At 66.4% G+C, this 22,851-nt stretch carries 17 protein-coding genes; 9 read left to right on the top strand and 8 right to left on the bottom strand.

The genetic code is table 11. The annotated features are described in order from the left end of the window. Positions 1-215 precede the first annotated feature (215 nt). From ptsP to ACUCV0_RS17860, 4 genes are all read left to right on the top strand, one after another. A complete protein-coding gene (gene ptsP, locus ACUCV0_RS17875) occupies positions 216-3,098 on the top strand; it encodes a phosphoenolpyruvate--protein phosphotransferase (protein WP_482213294.1) in 2,883 nt (960 codons plus the stop codon). Further along, entirely contained in the window at positions 3,095-4,063 is a 969-nt protein-coding gene (pfkB, locus tag ACUCV0_RS17870) for a 1-phosphofructokinase (RefSeq protein ID WP_482213293.1), read from the top strand. Before ptsP ends, pfkB begins: the two co-directional genes overlap by 4 nt. Then, positions 4,060-5,817, top strand: coding sequence for a PTS fructose-like transporter subunit IIB (locus ACUCV0_RS17865; RefSeq protein WP_482213292.1), 1,758 nt, complete (start codon positions 4,060-4,062; stop codon positions 5,815-5,817). The genes pfkB and ACUCV0_RS17865 overlap by 4 nt, the downstream gene beginning before the upstream one ends. A gap of 73 nt (positions 5,818-5,890) precedes the next feature. Continuing rightward, positions 5,891-7,246, top strand: coding sequence for a chloride channel protein (locus ACUCV0_RS17860; RefSeq protein ID WP_482213291.1), 1,356 nt, complete (start codon positions 5,891-5,893; stop codon positions 7,244-7,246). Between the two features lie 3 nt (positions 7,247-7,249). Here the strand turns inward: ACUCV0_RS17860 and ACUCV0_RS17855 are convergent, their stop codons facing one another. Continuing rightward, positions 7,250-7,996: an SDR family oxidoreductase gene (locus ACUCV0_RS17855; RefSeq protein WP_482213290.1), complete on the bottom strand. Its 747-nt coding sequence runs from the start codon at positions 7,994-7,996 to the stop codon at positions 7,250-7,252. A 316-nt stretch (positions 7,997-8,312) separates the two neighbouring features. Between ACUCV0_RS17855 and ACUCV0_RS17850 the strand changes: the two genes are divergently transcribed. From ACUCV0_RS17850 to ACUCV0_RS17835, 4 genes are all read left to right on the top strand, one after another. After that, complete coding sequence (locus tag ACUCV0_RS17850) at positions 8,313-10,754, top strand: glycogen/starch/alpha-glucan phosphorylase (protein ID WP_059315934.1); 2,442 nt, start codon at positions 8,313-8,315, stop codon at positions 10,752-10,754. Between the two features lie 234 nt (positions 10,755-10,988). After that, entirely contained in the window at positions 10,989-13,085 is a 2,097-nt protein-coding gene (glgX, locus tag ACUCV0_RS17845; protein ID WP_482213289.1) for a glycogen debranching protein GlgX, read from the top strand. A 163-nt stretch (positions 13,086-13,248) separates the two neighbouring features. Further along, positions 13,249-14,259, top strand: a complete 1,011-nt coding sequence (locus ACUCV0_RS17840; protein WP_059315932.1) for a class 1 fructose-bisphosphatase — start codon at positions 13,249-13,251, stop codon at positions 14,257-14,259. A gap of 161 nt (positions 14,260-14,420) precedes the next feature. Then, on the top strand, positions 14,421-15,026 hold the full coding sequence (locus ACUCV0_RS17835; RefSeq protein ID WP_482213288.1) for an outer membrane protein: 606 nt from the start codon (positions 14,421-14,423) through the stop codon (positions 15,024-15,026). Between the two features lie 37 nt (positions 15,027-15,063). On the opposite strand, the gene copD is transcribed toward ACUCV0_RS17835, so the two are convergent. From copD to ACUCV0_RS17800, 7 genes are all read right to left on the bottom strand, one after another. Beyond that, a complete protein-coding gene (copD, locus tag ACUCV0_RS17830; protein ID WP_482213287.1) occupies positions 15,064-15,960 on the bottom strand; it encodes a copper homeostasis membrane protein CopD in 897 nt (298 codons plus the stop codon). A 2-nt stretch (positions 15,961-15,962) separates the two neighbouring features. Further along, positions 15,963-16,334, bottom strand: coding sequence for a copper homeostasis periplasmic binding protein CopC (gene copC, locus ACUCV0_RS17825; RefSeq protein WP_454253565.1), 372 nt, complete (start codon positions 16,332-16,334; stop codon positions 15,963-15,965). Between the two features lie 33 nt (positions 16,335-16,367). Beyond that, positions 16,368-18,158 (bottom strand): SulP family inorganic anion transporter, encoded by a 1,791-nt coding sequence (locus ACUCV0_RS17820; protein ID WP_482213286.1) that lies wholly within the window; start codon positions 18,156-18,158, stop codon positions 16,368-16,370. 211 nt (positions 18,159-18,369) lie between these two features. After that, positions 18,370-19,581, bottom strand: coding sequence for an ammonium transporter (locus ACUCV0_RS17815; RefSeq protein WP_482213285.1), 1,212 nt, complete (start codon positions 19,579-19,581; stop codon positions 18,370-18,372). A gap of 195 nt (positions 19,582-19,776) precedes the next feature. After that, entirely contained in the window at positions 19,777-20,361 is a 585-nt protein-coding gene (locus ACUCV0_RS17810) for an IMPACT family protein (RefSeq protein ID WP_313648051.1), read from the bottom strand. After that, on the bottom strand, positions 20,358-21,014 hold the full coding sequence (locus ACUCV0_RS17805) for a TetR/AcrR family transcriptional regulator (protein WP_313648050.1): 657 nt from the start codon (positions 21,012-21,014) through the stop codon (positions 20,358-20,360). The genes ACUCV0_RS17810 and ACUCV0_RS17805 overlap by 4 nt, the downstream gene beginning before the upstream one ends. 120 nt (positions 21,015-21,134) lie before the next feature. After that, positions 21,135-21,932, bottom strand: coding sequence for an outer membrane protein OmpK (locus ACUCV0_RS17800; protein WP_482213284.1), 798 nt, complete (start codon positions 21,930-21,932; stop codon positions 21,135-21,137). Between the two features lie 189 nt (positions 21,933-22,121). Here ACUCV0_RS17800 and ACUCV0_RS17795 point away from each other — a divergent pair, with 189 nt between their 5' ends. Continuing rightward, positions 22,122-22,505 (top strand): hypothetical protein, encoded by a 384-nt coding sequence (locus ACUCV0_RS17795; RefSeq protein ID WP_059315924.1) that lies wholly within the window; start codon positions 22,122-22,124, stop codon positions 22,503-22,505. The last annotated feature ends 346 nt before the right edge of the window (positions 22,506-22,851 follow it).

Raw genomic sequence — 22,851 nt, 5'->3', positions numbered from 1 at the left:
TGTTGTGCTTCAAGGATCGGCGATTATCGAGTAACGTTCCAGTCCCATTGGGTGAAACGTTTCAGCTTTCTGTTGTCCGAGGGCTGGCACGAATCTGCCAAGGGCCCTGCCACGCCTCTCCCGACGCGATTGCAGGGCTGAGCGAGCCGGCAAGCATCTATTACAAGAAAGGCACGGCGCCAGGATCGGGCGCGCGGCGCCGGAGGTATCCTTCCATGTTCGAACTCAATGCCCAGCATATCCGCATGGCCCAGCAGGCGCCGGACAAGGCGACCGCCCTGGCCATGCTCGCCGAGTCCCTGGTGGCCGATGGCCTGGTCGCCCCGGGTTATCTCGAGGGGCTCAAGGCCCGCGAGGCCCAGGGCTCCACCTACCTCGGCCAGGGTATCGCCATTCCCCACGGTACACCTCAAACCCGCGACCAGGTGCATGTCACCGGCGTACGGATGATGCAGTTTCCGCACGGGGTGGACTGGGGCGACGGTCAATTGACCTACCTGGCCATCGCCATCGCCGCCAAATCCGACGAACACCTGCGCATCCTGCAGCTGCTGACCCGCGCCCTGGGCGAAAGCGACCTGCAACAGGCCTTGCGCGATGCCCGCGAGCCCCAGCAGATCCTCGATCTGCTGCAGGGCGCGCCTCAGGCGCTGGCGCTGGACGAAGAACTGGTGCAGCTGGCCATCGACGCCGAGGACCTGGAAGACCTGGCCTGGCAGGGTGCGCGCATGCTCAAGCACATGGAATGCGTGGGCGCCGGTTTTGCCGGTGCGTTGCAGGCCAGCCAGCCGCTGCCCCTGGGCGATGGCCTCTGGTGGCTGAACAGCGAAACCGCCGTGAAGCGTCCCGGTCTGGCGTTCGTCACCCCGCTCCAGACCCTGCAACTCGAGGACCAGCCGGTGCGTGGCCTGTTCTGCCTGGCCAGCCTCGGCGAGGGCCATCGCGCACTGCTCGAACGTCTCTGCGATCTGCTCGTCGCCGGCCGTGGTCAGGAACTGGCCCAGGCCACCTCGCGTCGTGCCGTGCTCCAGGCTCTGGGGGGCGAAGTGGCCCCCGACTGGCCCAGCGCCCAGGTGGTGCTGGCCAACGCCCATGGCCTGCATGCCCGTCCGGCCAAGGAGCTGGCGCGTCTGGCCAAGGCCTATGACGGCGAGATCCGCGTGCGCGTCGACGCGGGCGCCCCGGTTTCGGCCAAGAGCCTGTCGCGCCTGCTGGCCCTGGGTGCTCGGCGCGGCCAGACCCTGGAATTCCTGGTCGAACCCGGTACCCCAGCCGAAGCCGCGCTCAACGATCTGATCGGCGCGGTGCAGGCTGGTCTTGGCGAAGAGGTCGAGCCGGTCACCGCCAGCGCCCCGGCAACGGCCGCTGCCTCCCGGGTCACCGCCATCAGCCTGGTGGACCCCTCCGAACAACTGCCGCTGGCCCCGGGCGATCACGCCCAGGCGGTGGCCGCCGCACCGGGCCTGGCCGTGGGGCCAGCCCATGTGGTGGCGCCCCAGCAATTCGACTATCCCGCCACCGGGGAAGGCGCCGCCGCAGAACGGCAGCGGCTGGATACCGCCCTGGCCGTGGTGCGCACCGATATTGAAGCGCTCATCGCGCGCAGCGAGGCCAGTGCTCTGCGCGAGATCTTCCTGACCCACCTGGAGATGCTGGAAGACCCGGACCTGCAGCAGGGCATCACGGCCCGGCTCAAGGCCAACGCCAGCGCCGCGGCTGCCTGGGATGCCCAGATCGAAGCGGCGGCCAGCCAGCAGGAGGCCTTGCACGACCGGCTGCTCGCCGAGCGCGCCGCCGATCTGCGCGACGTCGGTCGCCGGGTGTTGGCCCAGCTGTGTGGCGTCGAATCGGCGCGCGAACCCGAAGAACCCTATGTACTGGTGATGGACGAGGTCGGCCCGGGCGATGTCGCCCGACTGGATCGCGAGCGCGTCTGCGGCATCCTCACCGCCCGCGGCGGCGCCAGCTCCCACAGCGCCATCGTCGCCCGCGCCCTGGGCATTCCGGCCATCGTCGGTGCCGGTCGCCGCGTGCTGGATCTGGCGCCACGCAGCGTGCTGCTGCTGGATGGCGACAAGGGCACCCTGGAAATCGCCCCGGATGCCAGTCGTATCGAAGCCGTGCAGCGTGAGCGCGAGGTCCAGGCCGAGCGCCGTCGCGCCGCCGAGGCCCGCCGTTTCGAAAGCGCCACCACCCGCGACGGCCATCAGGTCGAGATCGCCGTGAACCTGGGCGACACCGCCCAGGCCGCCGCTGCGGTGGAGCAGGGCGCCGAAGCCGTCGGCCTGCTGCGCACCGAGCTGGTGTTCATGAGCCATGACGCTGCGCCCGATGAGGCGACCCAGGAGCAGGAATACCGCCGCGCGCTGGATGGTCTCGCCGGCAAGCCGCTGGTGGTCCGTACCCTGGACGTCGGCGGCGACAAGCCGCTGCCCTATCTGCCGTTGCCGCCGGAAGAGAATCCCTTCCTCGGCATCCGCGGCATCCGCCTGACCCTGCGCCGCCCGGAACTGCTGGAAACCCAGCTGCGCGCCCTGCTCAAGGCCGCCGATGGTCGGCCGCTGCGGATCATGTTCCCCATGATCGGGCGGGTGGAGGAGTGGCGCCAGGCGCGCGACGTGCTCGACCGCCTGCGCCAGGAGATCCCCACCACCGATCTGCAGGTCGGCATCATGATCGAGGTGCCCTCGGCCGCGCTGCTGGCGCCGGTCCTGGCCCCGGAAGTGGACTTCTTCAGCGTCGGCACCAACGACCTCACCCAGTACACCCTGGCCATCGACCGTGGCCATCCGCTGCTGTCCGGCGAGGCCGATGGCCTGCACCCCAGTGTGCTGCGCCTGATCGACATGACGGTGCGCGCCGCCCATGCCCACGGCAAGTGGGTGGGCGTCTGCGGCGAGCTGGCGGCCGATCCCCTGGCGGTGCCGGTCCTGGTCGGTCTGGGCGTGGACGAGCTGTCGGTCTCGGCGCGTAGTGTGCCGCTGGTCAAGGCCCGGGTGCGCGAACTGGAACTGCGCCTGGTGCAGTCCTGCGCTGCGCGAGCCCTGGAGCTGGCCACCGCCGACGAAGTCCGGCAAAGCGTGGAGGCCCTGCGATGAGCCGCATCCTCACCCTGACCCTCAACCCGGCGCTGGACCTCACCGTGCAGTTGCCGGCGCTCAAGCCTGGCGCGGTGAATCGCAGCGAGGCGGTGATCGTCCATGCCGCCGGCAAGGGCATCAATGTCGCCCAGGTGCTGGCCGATCTTGGCCACGAACTGACGGTGAGCGGCTTTCTCGGCGCCGACAACGCGTCGGCCTTCGAGGCCCTGTTCGCCCGTCGCGGCTTCACCGACGCCTTTGTCCGCGTGCCCGGCGAGACCCGCAGCAACCTCAAGCTGGCCGAGGCCGCTGGCCGCATCACCGACATCAACGGGCCTGGCCCTGAGGTGTCCGCCGCCGCCCAGCAGGAATTGCTGGAAACCCTGGATCGCCTGGCCCCCGGCCATGACGCCGTGGTGGTGGCGGGTAGCCTGCCGCGCGGGGTGACCCCCGAGTGGCTGGCCGCCCTGGTCGGGCGCCTCAAGTCGCTGGGCCTGCCGGTGGCGCTGGATACCAGTGGCGCCGCCTTGCGTGCCGCCCTGGCCGCCGGCCCCTGGCTGATCAAGCCCAATACCGAAGAGCTGGCCGAAGCCTGTGGTGCCCCGGCCGAGACCGCTACCGAGCAGGCGCTGCTGGTCGAACAGCTGCGCGCCCTGGGCATCGAGCACCTGGTGATCTCCCAGGGCGCCGACGGCGTGCGCTGGTATGGCGCCCAGACCCTGGAGGCGCAGCCGCCAACCGTCACCGTGGCCAGCACCGTTGGCGCAGGGGATTCCCTGCTGGCCGGCATGTTGCACGGCCTGCTCACTGGCCAGTCGCCGGAACGCACCCTGACCACGGCCACCGCTATCGCGGCCCTGGCGGTCACCCAGATCGGCTTCGGCATTAAAGATCCCGCGCAACTCGCCACCTTCGAAGACCAGGTGCAGGTGCGTGTCCTTCCCGACTTTCCGTTAGAACAAGAATCAGGGGTAACCCCATGAACATCGCCATCGTCACGACCTGCCCGACCGGCATGGTCACCAGCGTGCTCAGCGCACGTCTGCTGGACGCCGCCGCCCAGCGCCGCGGCTGGACCACCAGCGTCGAGATCCACGACGGCCCCGAGGCCACCCTGCTGACCGACGACCAGGTGGCCCGCGCCGAACTGGTGGTGGTGGTCCACACCGGCGCAGTCGATCTGTCGCGCTTCGTCGGCAAGCGTGTCTACCGCGCCGCCCCGGCAGAGGCCCTGCGCGACGTCGATGCTTTCCTGCAACGTGCCACCAGCGAAGCCAAGGTGCTGGAGCAGGCACCGGCCGCCACTGGCGCTGCGCCGAGCGTGTCGGCCACTGCCAGCGAGACGCCACGGCTGGTGGCCATCACCGCCTGCCCGACCGGGGTCGCCCATACCTTCATGGCCGCCGAGGCGCTGCAGAACGCGGCCAAGAAGCTTGGTTATCGCCTGCATCTGGAAACCCAGGGCTCGGTGGGGGCGCGCAATCCGCTGCCGGCCGAGGCCATCCGCGAGGCCGACGTGGTGCTGCTGGCCACCGACATCGAGGTCAACGTCGAGCGCTTCGCCGGCAAGCGCGTCTATCGCTGTGGGACTGGTGTGGCGCTCAAGCAACCCGAGGCGACCATCAAGAAGGCCCTGGCCGAAGGCGAGACCCTGGCCGGCAGCGCCGCGCCGGCAGCGGGCGAGGGCGCCAAGCCCGCGAAGAAAGAGAGTGCGGGTGTCTACAAGCACCTGCTCACCGGGGTGTCCTACATGTTGCCGATGGTGGTGGCGGGCGGTCTGCTGATCGCGCTGTCCTTCGTCTTCGGTATCGAGGCCTTCAAGGAGCAGGGCACCCTGGCGGCGGCCCTGATGCAGATCGGTGGCGACTCGGCCTTCAAGCTGATGGTACCGGTACTGGCCGGCTACATCGCCTATTCCATCGCCGACCGCCCGGGACTTGCACCCGGCATGATCGGCGGCTGGTTGGCGGCCAGTCTGGGCAGCGGCTTCATTGGCGGCATCATCGCCGGCTTCCTGGCCGGCTACTTGGCCAAGGCCATCGCCCAGCACGTTCGCCTGCCCGCCAGCGTCGAGGCGCTCAAGCCGATCCTGATCATCCCGCTGTTCGCCAGCCTCATCGTCGGCCTGGTGATGATCTATCTGGTCGGCACCCCGGTGGCCGGCGCTCTGAGTCGTCTCACCGACTTCCTCAACAACCTGGGCACCAGCAACGCCGTGCTGCTCGGCCTGATCCTCGGCGCCATGATGTGCATCGACTTCGGTGGCCCGATCAACAAGGCGGCCTATGCCTTCACCGTCGGCCTGCTGGCGTCCAAGACCTACGGGCCGATGGCCGCCACCATGGCCGCCGGCATGGTGCCGCCCATCGGCATGGGCATCGCCACCCTGCTGGCGCGGCACAAGTTCGCCCAGAGCGAGCGCGAGGCGGGCAAGGCGGCCTCGGTGCTGGGCCTGTGCTTCATCTCCGAAGGCGCGATTCCTTTCGCCGCCAAGGACCCACTGCGGGTGATCCCGGCCAGCGTGATCGGCGGGGCCCTTACCGGTGCCCTGGTGATGCTGTTCAACTGCAAGCTGATGGCGCCGCACGGCGGCCTCTTCGTGCTGCTGATCCCCAATGCCATCAGCCATGCCTGGCTGTACCTGGGCGCCATCGCCGCCGGCAGTCTGGTTACCGGCGTCATCTACGCGGTGCTCAAGCGCAACGAAGCGGCAACGGAGCTGGTGCCCGCCGCCTGATCCAGGCGCTGGCAATACCGCGGTAACAAGAGGTTACACTGGGAGGCTTCCGCCTCCTGGTGTCCTCGTCTCCATGTCCGATCACGTCTTTCCCGATACCGATCCCGAAGTCGCCGCCCGGCGTCGGTTGCATCTGCTGCGCCATCGCCGACGGCGTCGGCTGCGCCAGTGGCGCCAGCGCATCGCCTTCTGGGTCGGCGCGGTGCTGGTGGGTCTGGCCGGTCTGGCCTTCGCCTGGCTGGCCGATGCCTCCTTCGGCCTCTTTCAGAAGATGCTGCAGCACAGTGCGATCTGGCCCTGGTTGGTGACACCCCTGGGTTTTGCGCTGCTGGTCTGGCTGACGCAAGGCGCGCTGCGCGATGCCCGCGGCAGCGGCATTCCCCAGGTCATCGCCACCCTCGAACGACCCGAAGCGGACCTGCGTGCGCGCCTGCTGGCGCCGCCCATCGCCCTCGCCAAGCTGCTGCTTACCGCCGGTGCCCTGCTGGTGGGCGGCTCGGTGGGGCGTGAAGGGCCCACCGTTCATGTCGGCGCGGCCCTGCTCTATGGCTTCGGCAAGCGCCTCGGGTTGCACGGGCGCAGAACCCTGTCCGGACTGATCCTCGCCGGCGGCGCCGCCGGAATCGCCGCGGCCTTCAACACGCCCCTGGGCGGGGTGGTCTTCGCCATCGAGGAGCTGACTCACACCTTCGAGCAGCGTTTCAGCGGCCTGGTGCTCACCGCCGTACTGCTCGGCGGCATCGTCACCCTGGGTATCGTCGGCCCCTACAGCTACCTCGGCGCCCTGGATCTGCGCCTGACCTGGGGCCTGGGCTGGATCGGGGTAGCCGTCATCGGGGTCGTCGGTGGACTGCTGGGTGGCTGCTACGGTCGCCTGGTGCTGCCCACCGACCAGGGCTGGCTCGGTCGCCTCAACGCCCTGCGTGGTCGGCGCCCGGTCGCCTTCGCCGCAGGCTGCGGGCTGGTGTTGGCGGCCCTGGGGCTGATCTCCGGTCAGCATGTGTTCGGTACCGGCTATGCCGAGACCCATGCCATCCTGGCCGGCGAGCCGGTGACCGGGGGCGACTTCCTGCTGTGGAAATTCCTCGCCAACGTCGTTTCCTATCTGGCCGGGGTGCCGGGTGGCCTGTTCTCGCCCTCGCTGGCGGTCGGTGCGGCCCTGGGGCCCTGGCTGGTCGACTGGCTGCCCGGTATCAGCCTGGCGCAATGCGCCCTGCTGGGGGTGGCCGCCTATCTCGCCGGCGTCACCCGCACGCCGCTGACCGCCACCGTCATCACCCTGGAGCTGGCCCATAGCCCGGACATGGCGTTGCCGGTGCTGGCGGCTTGCCTGCTGGCCGCTGCCGTTTCCGGCTGGCTGATGCCGGTGCCGCTTTACCATGCGCTGTCGCAGCAGGTGCTCAATGCCCTCACGCCCCGGCGGAACTAGGCCCTAGCGCCCACCACCGATGTCCAGCAGCGCGCCGGTGGTGTAGGAGGCTTCATCCGACAGCAGCCAGAGGATGCCGGCCGCGATCTCTTCGGCCTCACCCGCGCGGCCTAGCGGAGTAGTCATGCCCAGGCGCTCGGCGCGTCCCGGCTGGCCGCCACTGGCGTGGATGTCGGTGAGGGTGACGCCCGGTCGCACGGCATTGACGCGCACCCCGTGGGGCCCGAGCTCCTTGGCCAGGCCAAGGGTCAGGGTATCCAGCGCCGCCTTGCTGGCGGCGTAGTCGACATATTCGTTGGGCGAGCCCAGGCGCGCGGCGATGGACGAGACGTTGACGATGGCGCCACCGCGACCGCCCCGTTCGCGGGACAGGTGGCGGGCCGCCTCGCGCGCGCAGAGAAAGGCGCCATAGACGTTGACCTCGAACATCCGCCGCAACCGCTCGGCGCTCATCTCCACCAGCGGCTGCGAGCGGTCGACGATCCCGGCGTTGTTGACGAAGCCGTCCAGCCCGCCGAAGCGCGCCACCGTGCGCTCGAACAATGCCACCACCTCGGCTTCATGGGCGACGTCTGCACGCACGGCCAACCCTTCCGCACCCTGGGCTTCGATCTCGGCCAGGGTGGCCTGGGCCGCGGCCTCATCCTGACGATAGTTGAAGGCGATATTCCAGCCGCGGGCGGCGGCGCCAATGGCCGTGGCACGGCCGATACCGCGACTTGCACCGGTGATGAGCAGGGTCTTGCGCATGATGGAAACCTCGGTCTAGAGAGAGGAGAGGGGTAACGTCTAACCGTCTGATGGGTCGAAAAAAGCTTGGACGTCCCCTTCGTTTCGCCTAAAAGTAAGGCGAACGGCACGCGCCGCATTATCCGCGGCCACTTCGCGATCTGATTCCCAGGCTTGTCTGAAAAGTCACCAAGTGAAGGTGAGGCAAGGCAAAAATCAGCGAAGAAGCGCAGTTTACGAGCGGTAAATGAGCATTCTGAGTTGATTTTTAACGCAGCATCACCGATGCGCAGGTACTTTTCAGACAAAGCTCAAGCGCTTGCAGAGGTCAATCCTGATGACAAGACCCCGCTTCATCTCGCCCAACGAAGTTTCCGCGCTCCGTACCAACATTCTCTCCAAGCTTACCTACGCCGTCGGCAAGGACCCCGACAACGCCCTCGACCACGACTGGTTCCAGGCCACTGCCCTGGCGGCCCGCGACTACATCGTCGATCGTTGGATGAGTCGTACCCGCGACGCCTATCGCACCGGTCAGAAACGGGTCTACTACCTCTCCCTGGAATTCCTCATCGGTCGGTTGCTGATCGACAGCCTGTCCAACCTCGGCATCCTCGAAGAGACCCGCCGCGCCCTGGCTGACCTGGGTGTCGACCTGGAGCGTATCCGCGGGCTGGAGCCGGACGCCGCCCTGGGCAACGGTGGCCTCGGCCGCCTGGCCGCCTGCTTCATGGAGAGCATGGCCACCCTGGGCATCGCCAGCCATGGCTACGGCATTCGCTACGAGCATGGCCTGTTCCGCCAGGTGATCGCCGATGGCTTCCAGCTGGAGCAACCGGAAAACTGGCTGGATTTCGGCAACCCCTGGGAATTCGAACGCGCCGAGGTGGTGTACGAGATCGGCTTTGGCGGCCATGTCGCCCCCTATGGCGAAGGCGATCCGCGGCGCCAGGTGTGGACGCCCGGCGAGCGCATCCGTGCGGTGGCCTATGACACCCCGGTGATCGGCTGGGGCGGGGAGGGCGCCAATACCCTGAGACTCTGGCGCGCCCGGCCGCTGGAGATCCTCCACCTGGAAACCTTCAACGCCGGCGACCACGTTGGTGCCGTGGCCAACGAGGCCCGCGCCGAGAGCATCTCGCGGGTGCTCTATCCCGCCGACAGCAGCGAAGCCGGCCAGGAGCTGCGCCTGCGCCAGGAGTACTTCTTCGTCGCCGCCTCCCTCGCCGACCTGACCCGCCGCCATCTCAAGCAGCACAACGACCTGCTCAGCCTGCCCGAGCACGTGTCCATCCAGCTCAACGACACGCACCCGGCCATCGCCGTGGCCGAGCTGATGCGGCTGCTGGTGGACGTCCACGGCATTCCCTGGGACGCCGCCTGGAGCACCACCGTCGGCACCTTGAGCTACACCAACCACACCCTCCTGCCTGAGGCGTTGGAGACCTGGCCGGTGCAGCTGATGGAGCGTCTGCTGCCGCGGCACATGCAGATCATCTACCTGATCAACGCCCAGTTCCTTGACTCCCTGCGCGCCCGCGGCGAGACCGATGGCGCCATGATCTCCTATGTCTCCCTGATCGACGAAAGCCAGGGCCGCCGGATACGCATGGGCAATCTGGCCTTCCTCGGCTCCCACAGCATCAACGGCGTGTCCGGGCTGCATACCGACCTGATGCGCAAGACGGTTTTCCGCTCCTTGCACCGGCTCTATCCGGATCGCATCAACAACAAGACCAACGGCATCACCTTCCGCCGCTGGCTGCACCAGGCCAATCCGGCGCTCACCGACCTCCTGGTGGATACCCTCGGTCAGGGCGTGCTGCACGACCCCGAAAAGACCCTGCCGCACCTCAAGCCCTATGCCAACGACAGCAACTTCCGCGAGCGTTTCGCCCTGCAGCGCCAGCGCAACAAGGACACCTTCGTAGGTCTGGTGAAGCAGCGGATGGAGATTGATCTCGATCCCGGCGCGCTGTTCGACGTCCAGATCAAGCGTATCCACGAGTACAAGCGGCAGCTGATGAATCTGCTGCAGACCATTGCCCTCTACCAGGCCATCCGCGACAACCCCAATGGCGACTGGACGCCGCGGGTGAAGATCTTCGCCGGCAAGGCTGCGGCCAGCTATCACCAGGCCAAGCTGATCATCAAGCTGGCCAACGACGTGGCCAAGGTGGTCAACAACGATCCCCTGACCCGCGACCTGCTCAAGGTGGTCTTCCTGCCCAACTACAACGTCAGCCTCGCCGAGGTCATCATCCCGGCGGCGGATCTGTCCGAGCAGATTTCCACTGCCGGCATGGAGGCCTCGGGCACCAGCAACATGAAGTTCGGCCTCAATGGCGCCCTCACCATCGGCACCCTGGACGGCGCCAACGTGGAGATGTGCGAGCTGATCGGTGAGGAGCACATGTTCATCTTCGGCCTCAAGGCGGCCGAGGTGGAAGAGCGCCAGCGCAGTGGTGGCATCTCCTCGGACATCATCGAGAATTCGCCCCGGCTTGCCCAGGTACTGGCCGGGCTGCGCGCCGGGCAGTTCTCGCCCGAGGAGCCGGCGCGCTACAACAGCCTGCTGGACGTCCTGACCTGGCACGATCGCTTCCTGGTCTGCGCCGACTTCGACGCCTACTGGGATGCCCAACGCCAGGTCGAAACCCGCTGGCAGCAGCCGGACAAGTGGTGGCAATCGGCGGTGATCAACACCGCCAGCATGGGCTGGTTCTCGTCGGACCGTACCATCCGCGAATACGCCACGGAGATCTGGAGGGCGTTGTAGCCGAGTACGTTTCGCGGCCATGGCGGCGATAGACCGTAGGTTGGGTTGAGACGGCTCCATCGTCGAAGCCCAACATTGCCGGTCCCCGAGGCGACGTTGGGCTTCGCTACGCTCAACCCAACCTACGGGGGCCGGCCATGGCCGCGATCAACTACCCCCGGTTGAGAACCCCCGCCTTCCACGACGTCTACATCCTTGCAGCCTCCGCCTCGCAAGCGTTCATCTGGAGCCCCCATGCCCCGTACCTTCACCCGCCTCGAAGCGGGCAATCCAGCCCATTACGGTGCCACCGTCGTCGACGGCGGGATCAACTTCGCCGTCTGGTCCCCTGCCGCCGAAGCCGTCGAACTCTGCCTCTACGATGCCAAGGGTGAGGCCGAGACCCAGCGCCTGGCCTTTCGCGAACATGAGGGCGGCGTCTGGCATGGTTTTCTACCTGGCGCCAAGCCAGGCCTGAGGTACGGCTTGCGCGCCCAGGGCGCCTATCGGCCCCAGGATGGGCTCAGATTCAATGCCCAAAAATTGCTGGTGGATCCCTGGGCCCTGGCGGTGGACCGGCCGTTCCAGCTGCACCCCAGTACCTATGGCTTCCACCCCGAAGACCCCAACCGCCCGGACGAGCGCGACAGCGGCGCCCATGTCCCCAAGGCCATCGTCCTGCCTTCGCTCGACGCCCTGACGCCCGCACCCAAGCGTCGCGACGCCGGACTGATCTACGAGCTGCACGTCCGCGGCCAGACCAAATTGCATCCAAAGGTCCCAGCCCGCCAGCGCGGCACCCTCGCGGCGTTGCGGCATCCTGCGCTGATCGAGCATTGGCAGCGTCTCGGCGTCACCACCCTGGAACTGCTGCCCATCGCCGCCTGGGCCGACGACCGTCACCTGCCGGCCCTTGGGCTGGCCAATTACTGGGGCTACAACCCGGTGGTCATGGCCGCCGTCGATCCTCGCCTGGCCGGGCGCGATGCCCTGGGCGAATTGCGCGAGACCGTGGCCACCCTGCAGGCGGCCGGCTTCGAGGTGCTGCTCGACGTGGTCTTCAACCATACCGGCGAAGGGGATGAACTGGGCCCGACCTTCAACCTGCGTGGCCTGGACAACGCCGGCTACTACCGCCTGCAGCCAGACGATCCGGCCCGCTATATCAACGACATGGGTTGCGGCAACTGCCTGGCACTCTACAGCCCGCCGGCGCTGCGCCTGACCCTGGACAGCCTGCGCCACTGGGTCACCGCCGCCGGCGTCGACGGCTTCCGCTTCGACCTGGCACCGGCGCTGGGTCGCCTGGAAAGCGGTTTCGATCGTGACGCACCACTGCTCCAGGCGCTGGCCCAGGATCCGGTCCTGCGCCAGGTGCGACTGGTGGCCGAGCCCTGGGACATCGGCCCTGGTGGTCATCAGGTCGGTGCCTTCCGCGCGCCCTGGCAGGAGTGGAACGACGCCTTTCGTGACGACGTCCGCCGTTTCTGGCGCGGCGACGAAGGCCTGCGCGGTGCCCTGGCGACCCGTCTGGCCGGCAGTGCCGATCTGTTCGGCACGGGCGATCGCCCACTGCGCACCAGCGTCAACTTCATCACCGCCCACGACGGCTTCACCCTGGCCGACCTGGTCAGCTACGCCGAAAAGCACAACGACGCCAACGGCGAAGACAATCGCGACGGCACCACCGACAACAAGAGCTGGAACAACGGCGCGGAGGGCCCGAGCGACGATCCCTCCATCCAGGAGGCCCGTGCCGCCGACCAGCGCGCCCTGCTGGCGACCCTGATCCTCGCCGGGGGTGAACCCATGCTCACCGCTGGCGACGAATTCGGCCGCACCCAGCAGGGCAACAACAATGCCTATGTGCAGGACAATGAACTGTCCTGGCTGGACTGGCAGCAGGCCGCCAGCCGCGCCGGGCAACGGCAGAGTGCCTTCGTCGGCCGCCTCATGGCGCTACGCCAGGAACTACTGGCCTTGCAGGCACAGCGGCTGCTGGGCCGCCCTGATTCCCGTGGCTGGGTGAGGATCGAATGGCTCGATGCCGACGGCGTGTCGATGGACGACGGTCGCTGGCAAGCCGGGGGCAGCTTGCCGCTTGCGCTCACCCTGGAATCCCTCGATGGCGAGGATCAACCCGAGGCGGCGCGAATCTGGCTGGCCTTCCAGCCGCGCCGGGAGGAGATCGAGCTGCGTCTGCCCCCATCACGTGACGGACATCACTGGGTGATACAGCTGGACAGCCGCCGGCCTGAACTGGAACCGGACTCGGCAGTCTATCCCAGCGCCGAAAACCTCCGTGTTGGCCGAGGCGTACTGCTGGCCGTGGAGACCCCGGACGCGCCCTAGGCGCCCGTTCCCGGTCGGCAGCCAGCGCTGATCGCTTTCTCACCTGTCGAGGAAGCGGCAAATCGGCACTGGCTGGCAGACCCGGCCTGTCGGTCCGCTCTGCTTGAGACGGAGCTTGAGCTTTGGCGCTACACTCGCGCCCATCATTACAAGGAGCACCGCGATGTCCCGGATATCCCTCAGTCGTTACCTCATCGAGCAGACCCGCAGCCACAAGACCCCGGCCGACCTGCGCTTCCTCATCGAAGTCGTGGCACGGGCGTGCAAGCGCATCAGCTACGAGGTGTCCAAGGGGGCGCTGGGTGGCGTGCTCGGCAGCATGGGCACCGAGAACGTCCAGGGCGAGGTGCAGAAGAAGCTGGACGTGCTGTCCAACGAGATCCTGCTGGAAGCCAACGAGTGGGGCGGCACCCTGGCCGGCATGGCCTCCGAGGAAATGGACCAGGTTCACCAGATTCCCGGTCACTACCCCAAGGGCGCCTACCTGCTGATGTTCGACCCGCTGGACGGCTCGTCCAACATCGACGTCAACGTCTCCGTCGGCACCATCTTTTCCATCCTGCGCAAGGACTTCGTCAGCAGCACCACCGGTGACGTGACCGAAGAAGCCTTCATGCAGAAGGGTACCGAGCAGGTCGCTGCCGGCTACGCCATCTACGGTCCCCAGACCATGCTGGTGCTGACCCTGGGCGACGGCGTCAAGGGCTTTACCCTGGATCGTGAGCTGGGCAGCTTCGTCCTGACCCACGAAGACATCACCATTCCCGAGTCCACCGCCGAATTCGCCATCAACATGTCCAACCAGCGTCACTGGGAAGCCCCGGTCAAGCGCTACGTGGACGAGCTGCTGGCCGGCAAGGAAGGCCCCCTGGGCAAGAACTACAACATGCGCTGGATCGCCTCCATGGTGGCCGACGTCCATCGCATCCTTACCCGCGGCGGCATCTTCATGTACCCCCGCGATGCCCGTGAGCCCGAGAAGCCCGGCAAGCTGCGTCTGATGTACGAGGCCAACCCCATGTCCATGTTGGTCGAGCAGGCCGGTGGTGCCGCCACCAACGGTCACCAGCGCATCCTCGACGTCCAGCCCGACGGCCTGCACCAGCGCGTGGCCGTGTTCATGGGTTCCAAGGAAGAAGTCCAGCGCGTGACCGAGTACCACCGTCAGCGTTGATCCCTCCTGCCGGGCCGCCTGCAACGGGCGGTCCGGTTCGCCTGTCGCCTCACCCGTTCAGCTCCGATTCAATCCCCTTAATCCGCTGCTAATCCGCGTCCGCCAAAGATGGCCGCGCAGCCGGTCGGGCTGTATTCGAATCGTGTGAGGATCTTTCCACCATGAACGCCCTGAAATCCCGTGTCGTCCTCTTCGGCCTGCTGGCCCTGGCCAGTCACCAGGTTTTCGCCGCCGATACCCAGAATTTCGCCGGCCTCACCTATGGCAAGAGCTACGACAACTTCAGCGACAGCCACGCCCTCGACGGCAACCTGAACAGCCCTGACACCGATGGCGCCATCGATGGCAGCAACACCTGGGGTCTACGCGTCGGTCAGCAGAACGCTGCCGGTCGCTACTACGCCACCCTCGACCAGGCAAGCGGCAGCAGCGATGGCCTGAGGCTGAAGCAGCAGGATCTCACGGGGAGCTACGATGCCTTTTACCCCCTGGGCAGCAATACCAAGCTGTTCGGCGGTGGCACCCTGGGCGTCGCCCGGCTCACCCAGGACGGTTCCAGTTTTGGACACGAGAGCGACACCGGCTATGTGGCCGGCGTCCAGGCGGGCATTCTGCAGCAGGTCAATGAGCGCACCTCCCTGGAAGCCGGCTACCGCTATCTGCGCAGCAACGCCAAGCCGGACATCGACCAGGACGGCGCCAAGCTCGGTTCCAGCCGGCTCGACAGCAGCAAGGAAATCTATGTGGGTATGAACGTCTACTTCTAAGGCGCGGCCGGGGCGACAGCGGTCGTCCCGGTCTTCTTCAGCCGTAGGGGTCCAGGCCCGAGAAGGTCGCCACCAGCGCCACGGCGACCACGCCCAGAACGATCTCCGCGGCGGTGGCCCGGCGCAACAGCGTCAAGGCAGGCGCCTGCCGCCTCAGGCGGGGTACCAGCAGATAACGATTGGCCAGGGCCAGGGCAACCATCGCCGCCACCACCAGCACCTTGCCAAGCAGCAGACCGGAGTAGGGCGTCAGCTGCAGCAGGCCATCCGGGCCCAGGATCAACAGGCTGTTGAAGACACCGCTGAGCAGCGCCAGCGCCACGCTGATCTGCCCGGGCAGGGAGTAGCTGCGCAGCAGTTGCTGAACGTCATCGCGCAGGGCGCTCGGCGGTCGCTGCAGACACAGCAGCACCCCGGGCAGGCTGCCTAGCCAGAGACCCGTGGTCAGCAGATGAACGCCTTGATTGAGCTGATGCACCAGGCCCAGCCCACCTGCCGTCGCGGCGGCATGGCCACCTAGGGCCAGACTGGCCAGCAGCAGGCCACTGAATCCCCACAGCCAGCGGCTGCCGCGGACCCCAGGCCCCACCAGCAGCCACAGAGACAGCAACAAGCCCAGAGGCAGTTGCCAGCGCCAGCCGTGGCCGGCCGCCGTGCCCAGGTAGAGTTGCCACAAGGGCAGGTTGAAGGCATCTCCCCAGCCATCGCCCACCAGCGCCGCCTGCAAGGGCAGCTGACTCAGTACCCCGAGGAGCAAAAGCGTGCCCAGCAGGCGGGCGGTGAGTCGTGCCCGCTCCAGCAGCCAGAGACGCAATGCGGGTCGACCGAGCCAGAGCGCCAGCGCCAGATAGCCCCAGGTCAGCAGCAGCGGCAACAGGAAGAGGGCACGGGCGAGCGGACGCCAGGCGTCGGGCGTTGCCAGTCCGCCATCCATCGTTACTGGACGGTGAAGCGGTAGTCGCCCTGGGTCTTGTGCCCATCCTTGGCCAGTACGCGCCATTTCACCTGATAGCGGCCCGGCGCCAGCGGCGCCTCCAGCGGAACGTCCAGGGTGCGTTCGTCGCGGCCGGAAATGACCTTGCCCGTGGTGATGGCCGTGCTGGCCTGACCATCCAGGCGTTGCAGCTGCACCTGGCTCAGGGACGCCTCGATGCCTTCGGAAAAGCTCAGGCTCAACTGTTTCGGCGCCTGGCTGGTGCTGTCGGGTGCAGGCTCGGCGGTCTTGAGGTGACCATGGGCCAGGGCCAGCCCCGGCAACAGCAGGCAGGTCAGAGCGAGGCGACGAGCGTGACGCAGGACAGCGGTCATGGAGATCTCCAGCGGCAGAAGGAAACCGCCAGCTTAGCAGTCCGTCCGGGCGGCGTCCGCGCCTGGAGCCTGTTCCGCGGCACGCGCCGCGCACTCGACGAAGGTCCGTGCGGTGCAGGTCCGGCAGACCTCCGGATCCAGACGTGGATAGATGCTGCGCAAGGCCTGATCCTTGGACGAGAAGACATGGCCTTCGCCCAGCTCCTTGAGAAAGCCGGTCTTGGCGAACAGCTGCAGCACTGGGGTACGAGGGCGGTGGAAATAGAGATCGCCGCCCAGGGCCCGGCGCTCGCGCCACTCGCGGCGCCACAGGTCGTTACCGGCCAGGTCGATGAAGTTCATGCTCTTGGTCATGAACAGGGCATGTTTCTGCCCAGGTTGGGCGCTGCGAAAGCCGTCCAGCTGATCCCCGACATGGGGCACGGCGCCAAAGAACACCGAGCCCTCCACCCGCACCAGCTTGAGTTGCGGACACTCCTGCGCCGGCTGGCCCAGTTCGTCCAGCGGGGTGAAACGGCGCTCGGGGGTACGGGGATCCGGCACCAGCGGGCGAATAGCCGGATGCGAAGTGCGATAGAGATAGGCCACCAGGGAGACCAGGGTGCCCAACAGCACGGCCCGGTCCAGGGCGATGGTCAGGGTCGCCAGAAAGGTCACTCCCGCGACCAGGGCCTCGGTGCGGCTGACCCTTAGGACCTCGCGCCAGCGCCCCAGATCCAGCAGGCCGCGCGCCACCAGTAGCAGGGTAGCGGCGATAGCTGCCAGGGGAGTGGCGGCGATCAAGGCACCCCCGAACGCCACTAGCGCCACCACCAGCAGGGCGGCGAACACCGCCGCCAGTGGGGTGCGGGCGCCGGCTTCGAAATTGGGCATGGAGCGGTTCAGCGAGCCGCAGGAGACATAGGCCGAAAAGCAGCCGCCCACTAGGTTGGCCAACCCCTGGCCACGGAATTCGCGATTGACGTCCAGCCGCTGCCCGGAGCGCTGGGCCACCGCCTTGGCGATCGACAGCGACTGCCCCAGTGCCACCAGCGTCAGGGCCACGGTGATCCCGGAAAGATTGCCCAGGTCCTGCAGGGTGACGTTGGGCAGATGGAAGGGCGGCAGCGCCGAAGGAATGCGGCCGACCGTGGCGATCCCCTGGGCCGCACCCGGCACGCTGCGCTCCAGCACCCAGGCGCTCAGGCAGCCGGCCAGCAGGCCCAGCAGCATGGTCGGCCAGCGCGGGCGCAGCCGGCGCAGCAGCAGGGTGGCGACCAGGGTCGCCACACCGATCACCAGTGAGGGCCAATGGATCGCCAGGGGATGAGCGAGTACGTAACCGAGCACGCCGAAAGCCGAGGTGCCCAGCGGCGGCGACAGCCCGAACAGGTCCTTGAGCGAATAGAGCCCGATGAGCACGGCGGCACCACTCATGAAACCGAGCAGCACCGAGGGTGAGATGAAGTTGGCCACCGCGCCGAGCCGCAGGGCGCCCACAGTCAATTGCAGCAGACCGACCAGCAGGGTCACCGCGAGGGCAAGATCGATATAGGGGCCAGAGCCGGCTAGCGCCAGTGGCGACAGCGCCGCCAGCAGGGCCAGGGAGTTGGCATTGGTTGGCCCGGTCACCACATGGCGACTGGAGCCCGCCAGGGCAGCGACGATGCAGGGCACCACAGCGCCATAGACGCCATATTGCGGTGGCAGTCCGGCCAGGGTGGCAAAGGCGACGCCCTGGGGCAGTGCCAGGACCGCCCCCAGCAGACCCGCACCCAGATCCGCCTTCAGGGTGGTGCGGTCCACCTCACGGAGCCAGGGCAGCAGGGTCGAAAGGGCGGGCATAGAGCGCTCCTGGGAGAAGGGTCGCCCACTCTACCGATTCCGGTTGCCAGTGGGCTACCTGAGTCCCGCCGTCTCCGGTTGCCCCCACGACATCGGTAGCGTGTTCATTTCTTCACCAGTCGCCGCCAGCCCGGTCTCTGTGGCGTTCTCGTGACTTCATGCACGGGTTATCCACATCACTGTACACGGTCCCTGTGGGTAACCTGAGCGACTAGCCGTCGTGGCTGTTGGCGGCGATCCGATGTATCGACAGGTCGGCGCCCTGGTATTCCTCTTCCTGACTCAGGCGCAGTCCCAGCACGGCCTTGAGCAGACCGTACACCGCCAGGCCACCAAACAGGGCAACGGTGATACCCAGCGCGGTGCCGGCCAGCTGCGCCAGTAGGCTCACATCGCCCAGACCTCCAAGCGCGGTCTGGCCGAACAGGCCGCAGGCGATGCCGCCCCAGGCACCACAGAGGCCGTGCAGCGGCCAGACCCCCAGGACGTCGTCCAGCTTCCAGCGTGTCTGCACTGCGGTAAAGGCCCAGACGAACAGGGCTCCCGCGACCAGGCCGGTCCCCAGCGCGGCGATGGGGTGCATCAGATCGGAACCGGCACAGATGGCGACCAGCCCGGCCAGAGGGCCGTTGTGCAGGAAGCCAGGGTCATTGCGTCCCAGCAGCAGGGCGGCAGCCGTCCCGCCGACCATGGCCATCAGCGAGTTCAGCGCCACCAGACCGCTGACGCCCGCCAGGCTCTGGGCGCTCATCACGTTGAAGCCGAACCAGCCGACGATCAGGATCCAGGAACCCAGCGCCAGGAAGGGAATGTTCGAGGGCGGAAAGGCCACCAGTCGGCCTTCGCGATAGCGGCCCTGGCGCGGGCCCAGCAACATCACCGCGGCCAGCGCCAGCCAGCCACCCACCGCATGCACCACCACGGAGCCGGCGAAGTCATGGAAACGTGCGCCGAACAGGCTCTCGAAGTGGTCTTGCAGCCCCAGGTTGTTGTTCCACATCAGGCCCTCGAAGCAGGGATAGACGAAGGCCACGATCAGCGCGGTGGCGCACAGCTGTGGTACGAAGCGCGCCCGCTCGGCGATGCCGCCGGAAATGATCGCCGGAATGGCCGCGGCGAAGGTCGCCAGGAAAAAGAACTTCACCAGTCCATAGCCACTGTCGGCGCTCAGCACCTGGGCCGGAGCGAAGAAGGTCACGCCATAGGCGATCCAGTAGCCGACGAAGAAGTACACCAGGGTGGAAATGGCGAAGTCGGCGAGGATCTTGGACAGGGCATTCACCTGGTTCTTGTGCCGCACGGTACCGGCTTCGAGAAAGGCGAAGCCGGCGTGCATGGCCAGCACCATCACGGCGCCGAGCAGGAGGAAGAGGGTATTGGCACTGTGGACCAGGGTCGCCACGGCAGAAGGCAATTCGTTCATCAGGGCAGTCGTCTGAAAGGGTTGCACCAAAAACATGCCTGGCGGCTGCTTGGTGCGCGCTTTTGGGGCGCGTGGCAGCTCTCGGCAGGTTCAGTCTTGCCGCCAGGAGAAACGCAACGTGGATTTGGCGCAGGGATGCGCTTGGGCGGTGCGAAACGGAAGGGCGTGCACCACCAGACAGCAAAGGTCGTGCCGCTAGAGCGAGCGCAGGACGATACGACCGCTGCTCAGATTGCTCAGCAGCGTCGCCACTTCATCCCGACGCTGTGGCTCCACCGCAATCCGCAGGGCGATCTCCAGCGCTTGGTAATCCTCTTCGAGCACCAGCACCGCCAGGCCCGCCAGGCGCGCCTTGATCAGCGGCCATTCCGCATAGGTGCAGGCAAAGCCATAGTCCTGCCGCACCACTAGCGGCTGCTTGTCCGCCTGCTGCAGACAGCGGGCCGCGCAACCGCCATAGGCCCGTACTAGGCCGCCGGTACCCAGCTTGATGCCGCCGTACCAGCGGATGACCACCACTACCACCTGGTCGCAATCCTGCCCTTCGATGGCGGCCAGAATGGGCCGGCCAGCCGTACCTCCGGGTTCGCCATCGTCATTGAAACGGTATTGATTGCCGAGCTTCCAGGCCCAGCAGTTGTGGGTCGCGGTCGGCACGCTCACGCGCTCGATGAAGGCCATGGCCGCTTCCACAGTCGCGACTGGGGCGGCGAGGGCGAGGAAACGGCTCTTGCGTACCTCTTCTTCGAAAGAGGCGTCCTGAGTCAGGGTAAAAGTCATGGTGCCTTGAGACCCAGTCCCTTGAGGATGATATGGGTGAGGGTCTGGGCCGCCTCGTCGAAATCCTGTCGGGTCAGGCGCGCACGCCCCGTCACCTGACAGATCTGACTGGCGAAGTCGGCATAGTGCTGGGTGCTGCTCCACAGCATAAAGATCAGATGGACCGGATCCACCGGATCTAGCTTGCCGGCGGCGATCCAGGCCTCGAACACTGCCGCCCGGCTGCGAAACCAGGTCTGGTAGTCCTGATCGAAATACTCGTACAGGCAGTGGCCACCGCCGATGATCTCCATGGCGAAGATCCGCGAGGCCAGCGGTTGGCGTCGCGAGAACTCCAGCTTGGCGCGAATATAACGGCTCAGGGCCTCGGCCGGATCGTCATCGACGGTCAGGTGGTTGAAGGTGCTGTCCCAGAGCTCGAGGATATTGCCCAGCACCGCCATATAGAGGCCGAGCTTGTTGGTGAAGTAGTAATGGAGATTGGCCTTGGGCAGCCCGACACGTTGCGCGATGGTGTTCATGCTGGTGCCCCTAAAGCCATGGCGGGCGAATTCCTCCTCCGCCGCGCTCAGGATCGCCTCCTCATTCTTCTGCCGGATGCGTCCGGCCGGCTTGTCCTGGCCAGCATGGTGCGCGGGTACGAGTAGGGTCATTGGCCACTGCAAGGTCTGAAGGCACGGACGGGCATCAATAGCGCACCCCCGACCCGCGACACAAGTCGTCCCGGGTCAGAGCGTGCGGAGCGTCCTGGACGGATCCGCCATCCCCCTGGATCAGAACTGGTATTTGACCAGAAAACTGAAGACGCTCTGGTCGGTATGGAAGGCCTGGCTGTCCTTGATGCCGTACTTGTCCGACCAGTAATCGTATTCGGTACCCACATAGAGGTGCTTGGCGCCATAGCCCAGCGCCTTGCCCAGGTCATACTTGATCTGCGGATTGACGTGCAGGTTGGCGTGATAACTGCCTTTGTTGTTGATCACCCAGTCCACATAGCCGTCGATGAGCACATCCGAGTTTCCAACGGGAAGGGTATAGGCCCACACCGGCGTCACCTGCCAGGCACCGGAAGGCGCGCTGCCGCCATCGGGCTTGCGGTAGTAGAAGTTCAGCTGAAAATAGTCGAAGCCGGGTACCTTCAGGTCGAAGCCTGGGCCCACGAGATAGTTGCGCTGATCCCGTCCAGCGCCTGAGCCGTCGTTTTGGTCGTATTCCAGGGTGGTGGCCAGCAGCACATCGCTGATCGGCCCCAGCGACAGGTCCCGGCCTGACAGCTTGCCAAAGGACAGACGCGGACTGAGTTCGCCGTAGAAGCCGTGGTGGCCATCATTGGCATTGGTGGCCCCGTTGAACCAGATGCTGTCGACGAACAGGAAAAGGTCCCCCCAGATCCAGGCGCTGGCATGTTCGAAGGTCACCGTCTGCTGGATGCGCGGATCGACCTTGAAGTCCTTGCCATATAGATAGGTGAGGCTTTCGCCGTGCCACAGCAATGGACTATCCGCCGCAATCGCCTGACTGCTCATGATGACGCTGCCTGCCAGGGCTGCAGCCGTGAAGCTCTTGTTCATTCGTTCTCCTGAAAGCGCACGCACGAATCCCGATATCCGCTACCGATTCGTACAGGGGCGCGCATTCTAGGAGTTTTCCCTGTCCTGGCTAGACCTCTTATCGATAAGGACAGAGGATTGTCCAGGTGCGCCTGGCTAGCAGGGCGCTGCAGGAGTGCTAAGGTTGGGCTTCATCAGCAGGAATACGATATGAAGCGAGTTGCAGGTTGCCTGCTCGGTTTTCTCTTCGGCATGGCTGAGGTGCAGGCGCAGGTGCCACCCGCCACCAGTGGTGCCGCGCCCGGTATCCTCATGATCACGCGCGGCGATACCTATTCCGCCTCCGGATGTGATGTTGGGGTAAGAGTGCAGGGTCGACTCATGGGAACGCTGATGCCCGGGCAAAGCGCCTCCTACAATCTGCCGCCGGGGGAGGTCGTCGTCAGCCTGACGTCGGCAGGGCAGGGCTACTGCGCTGCGCCCATGGCGACCACGCCTTCCCAGTCCATCCTGTTGGCGCCGGGTGAGATCAAGCAGTACCGCATCGTGGCCACCGAGGGCGGTTATTACCTGGCACCCATGCCCCTGTATTGAAATAGTTTGAAATTAGCTGTTGACGCCCTTTGAAACTCGCCTATAATGCGCCCCACTTCCGGCACAGATGCTGAAGCGGCTTGAAAATCAAGCACTTAGGTCTGAGCCGGGCGAGGGGTCCACGGAGTCCTCGCTGCTAGGTTAACGCCTCCGGGCGGTAACAGAGTGAAGCGGAGGGGTTGACAGCGTCTCAGGATGCTGTAGGATTCGCCTCCCGCTGCCGAGATTGGTTAGACCGGTCAGGCAAGCGCAAGTGGTTGAGTTGAAACGAAAAAGTTCAAATCAACGCTTGACAGGATGTGAGGACAGCGTAGAATGCGCGCCTCGGTTAGCGACACGGTCGCAA

This window comes from Pseudomonas sp. VMV1, from assembly GCF_056790235.1.
The sequence above is the reverse complement of the archived record's forward strand: the minus strand, read 5'-3'. Positions and strand labels throughout refer to the sequence as shown.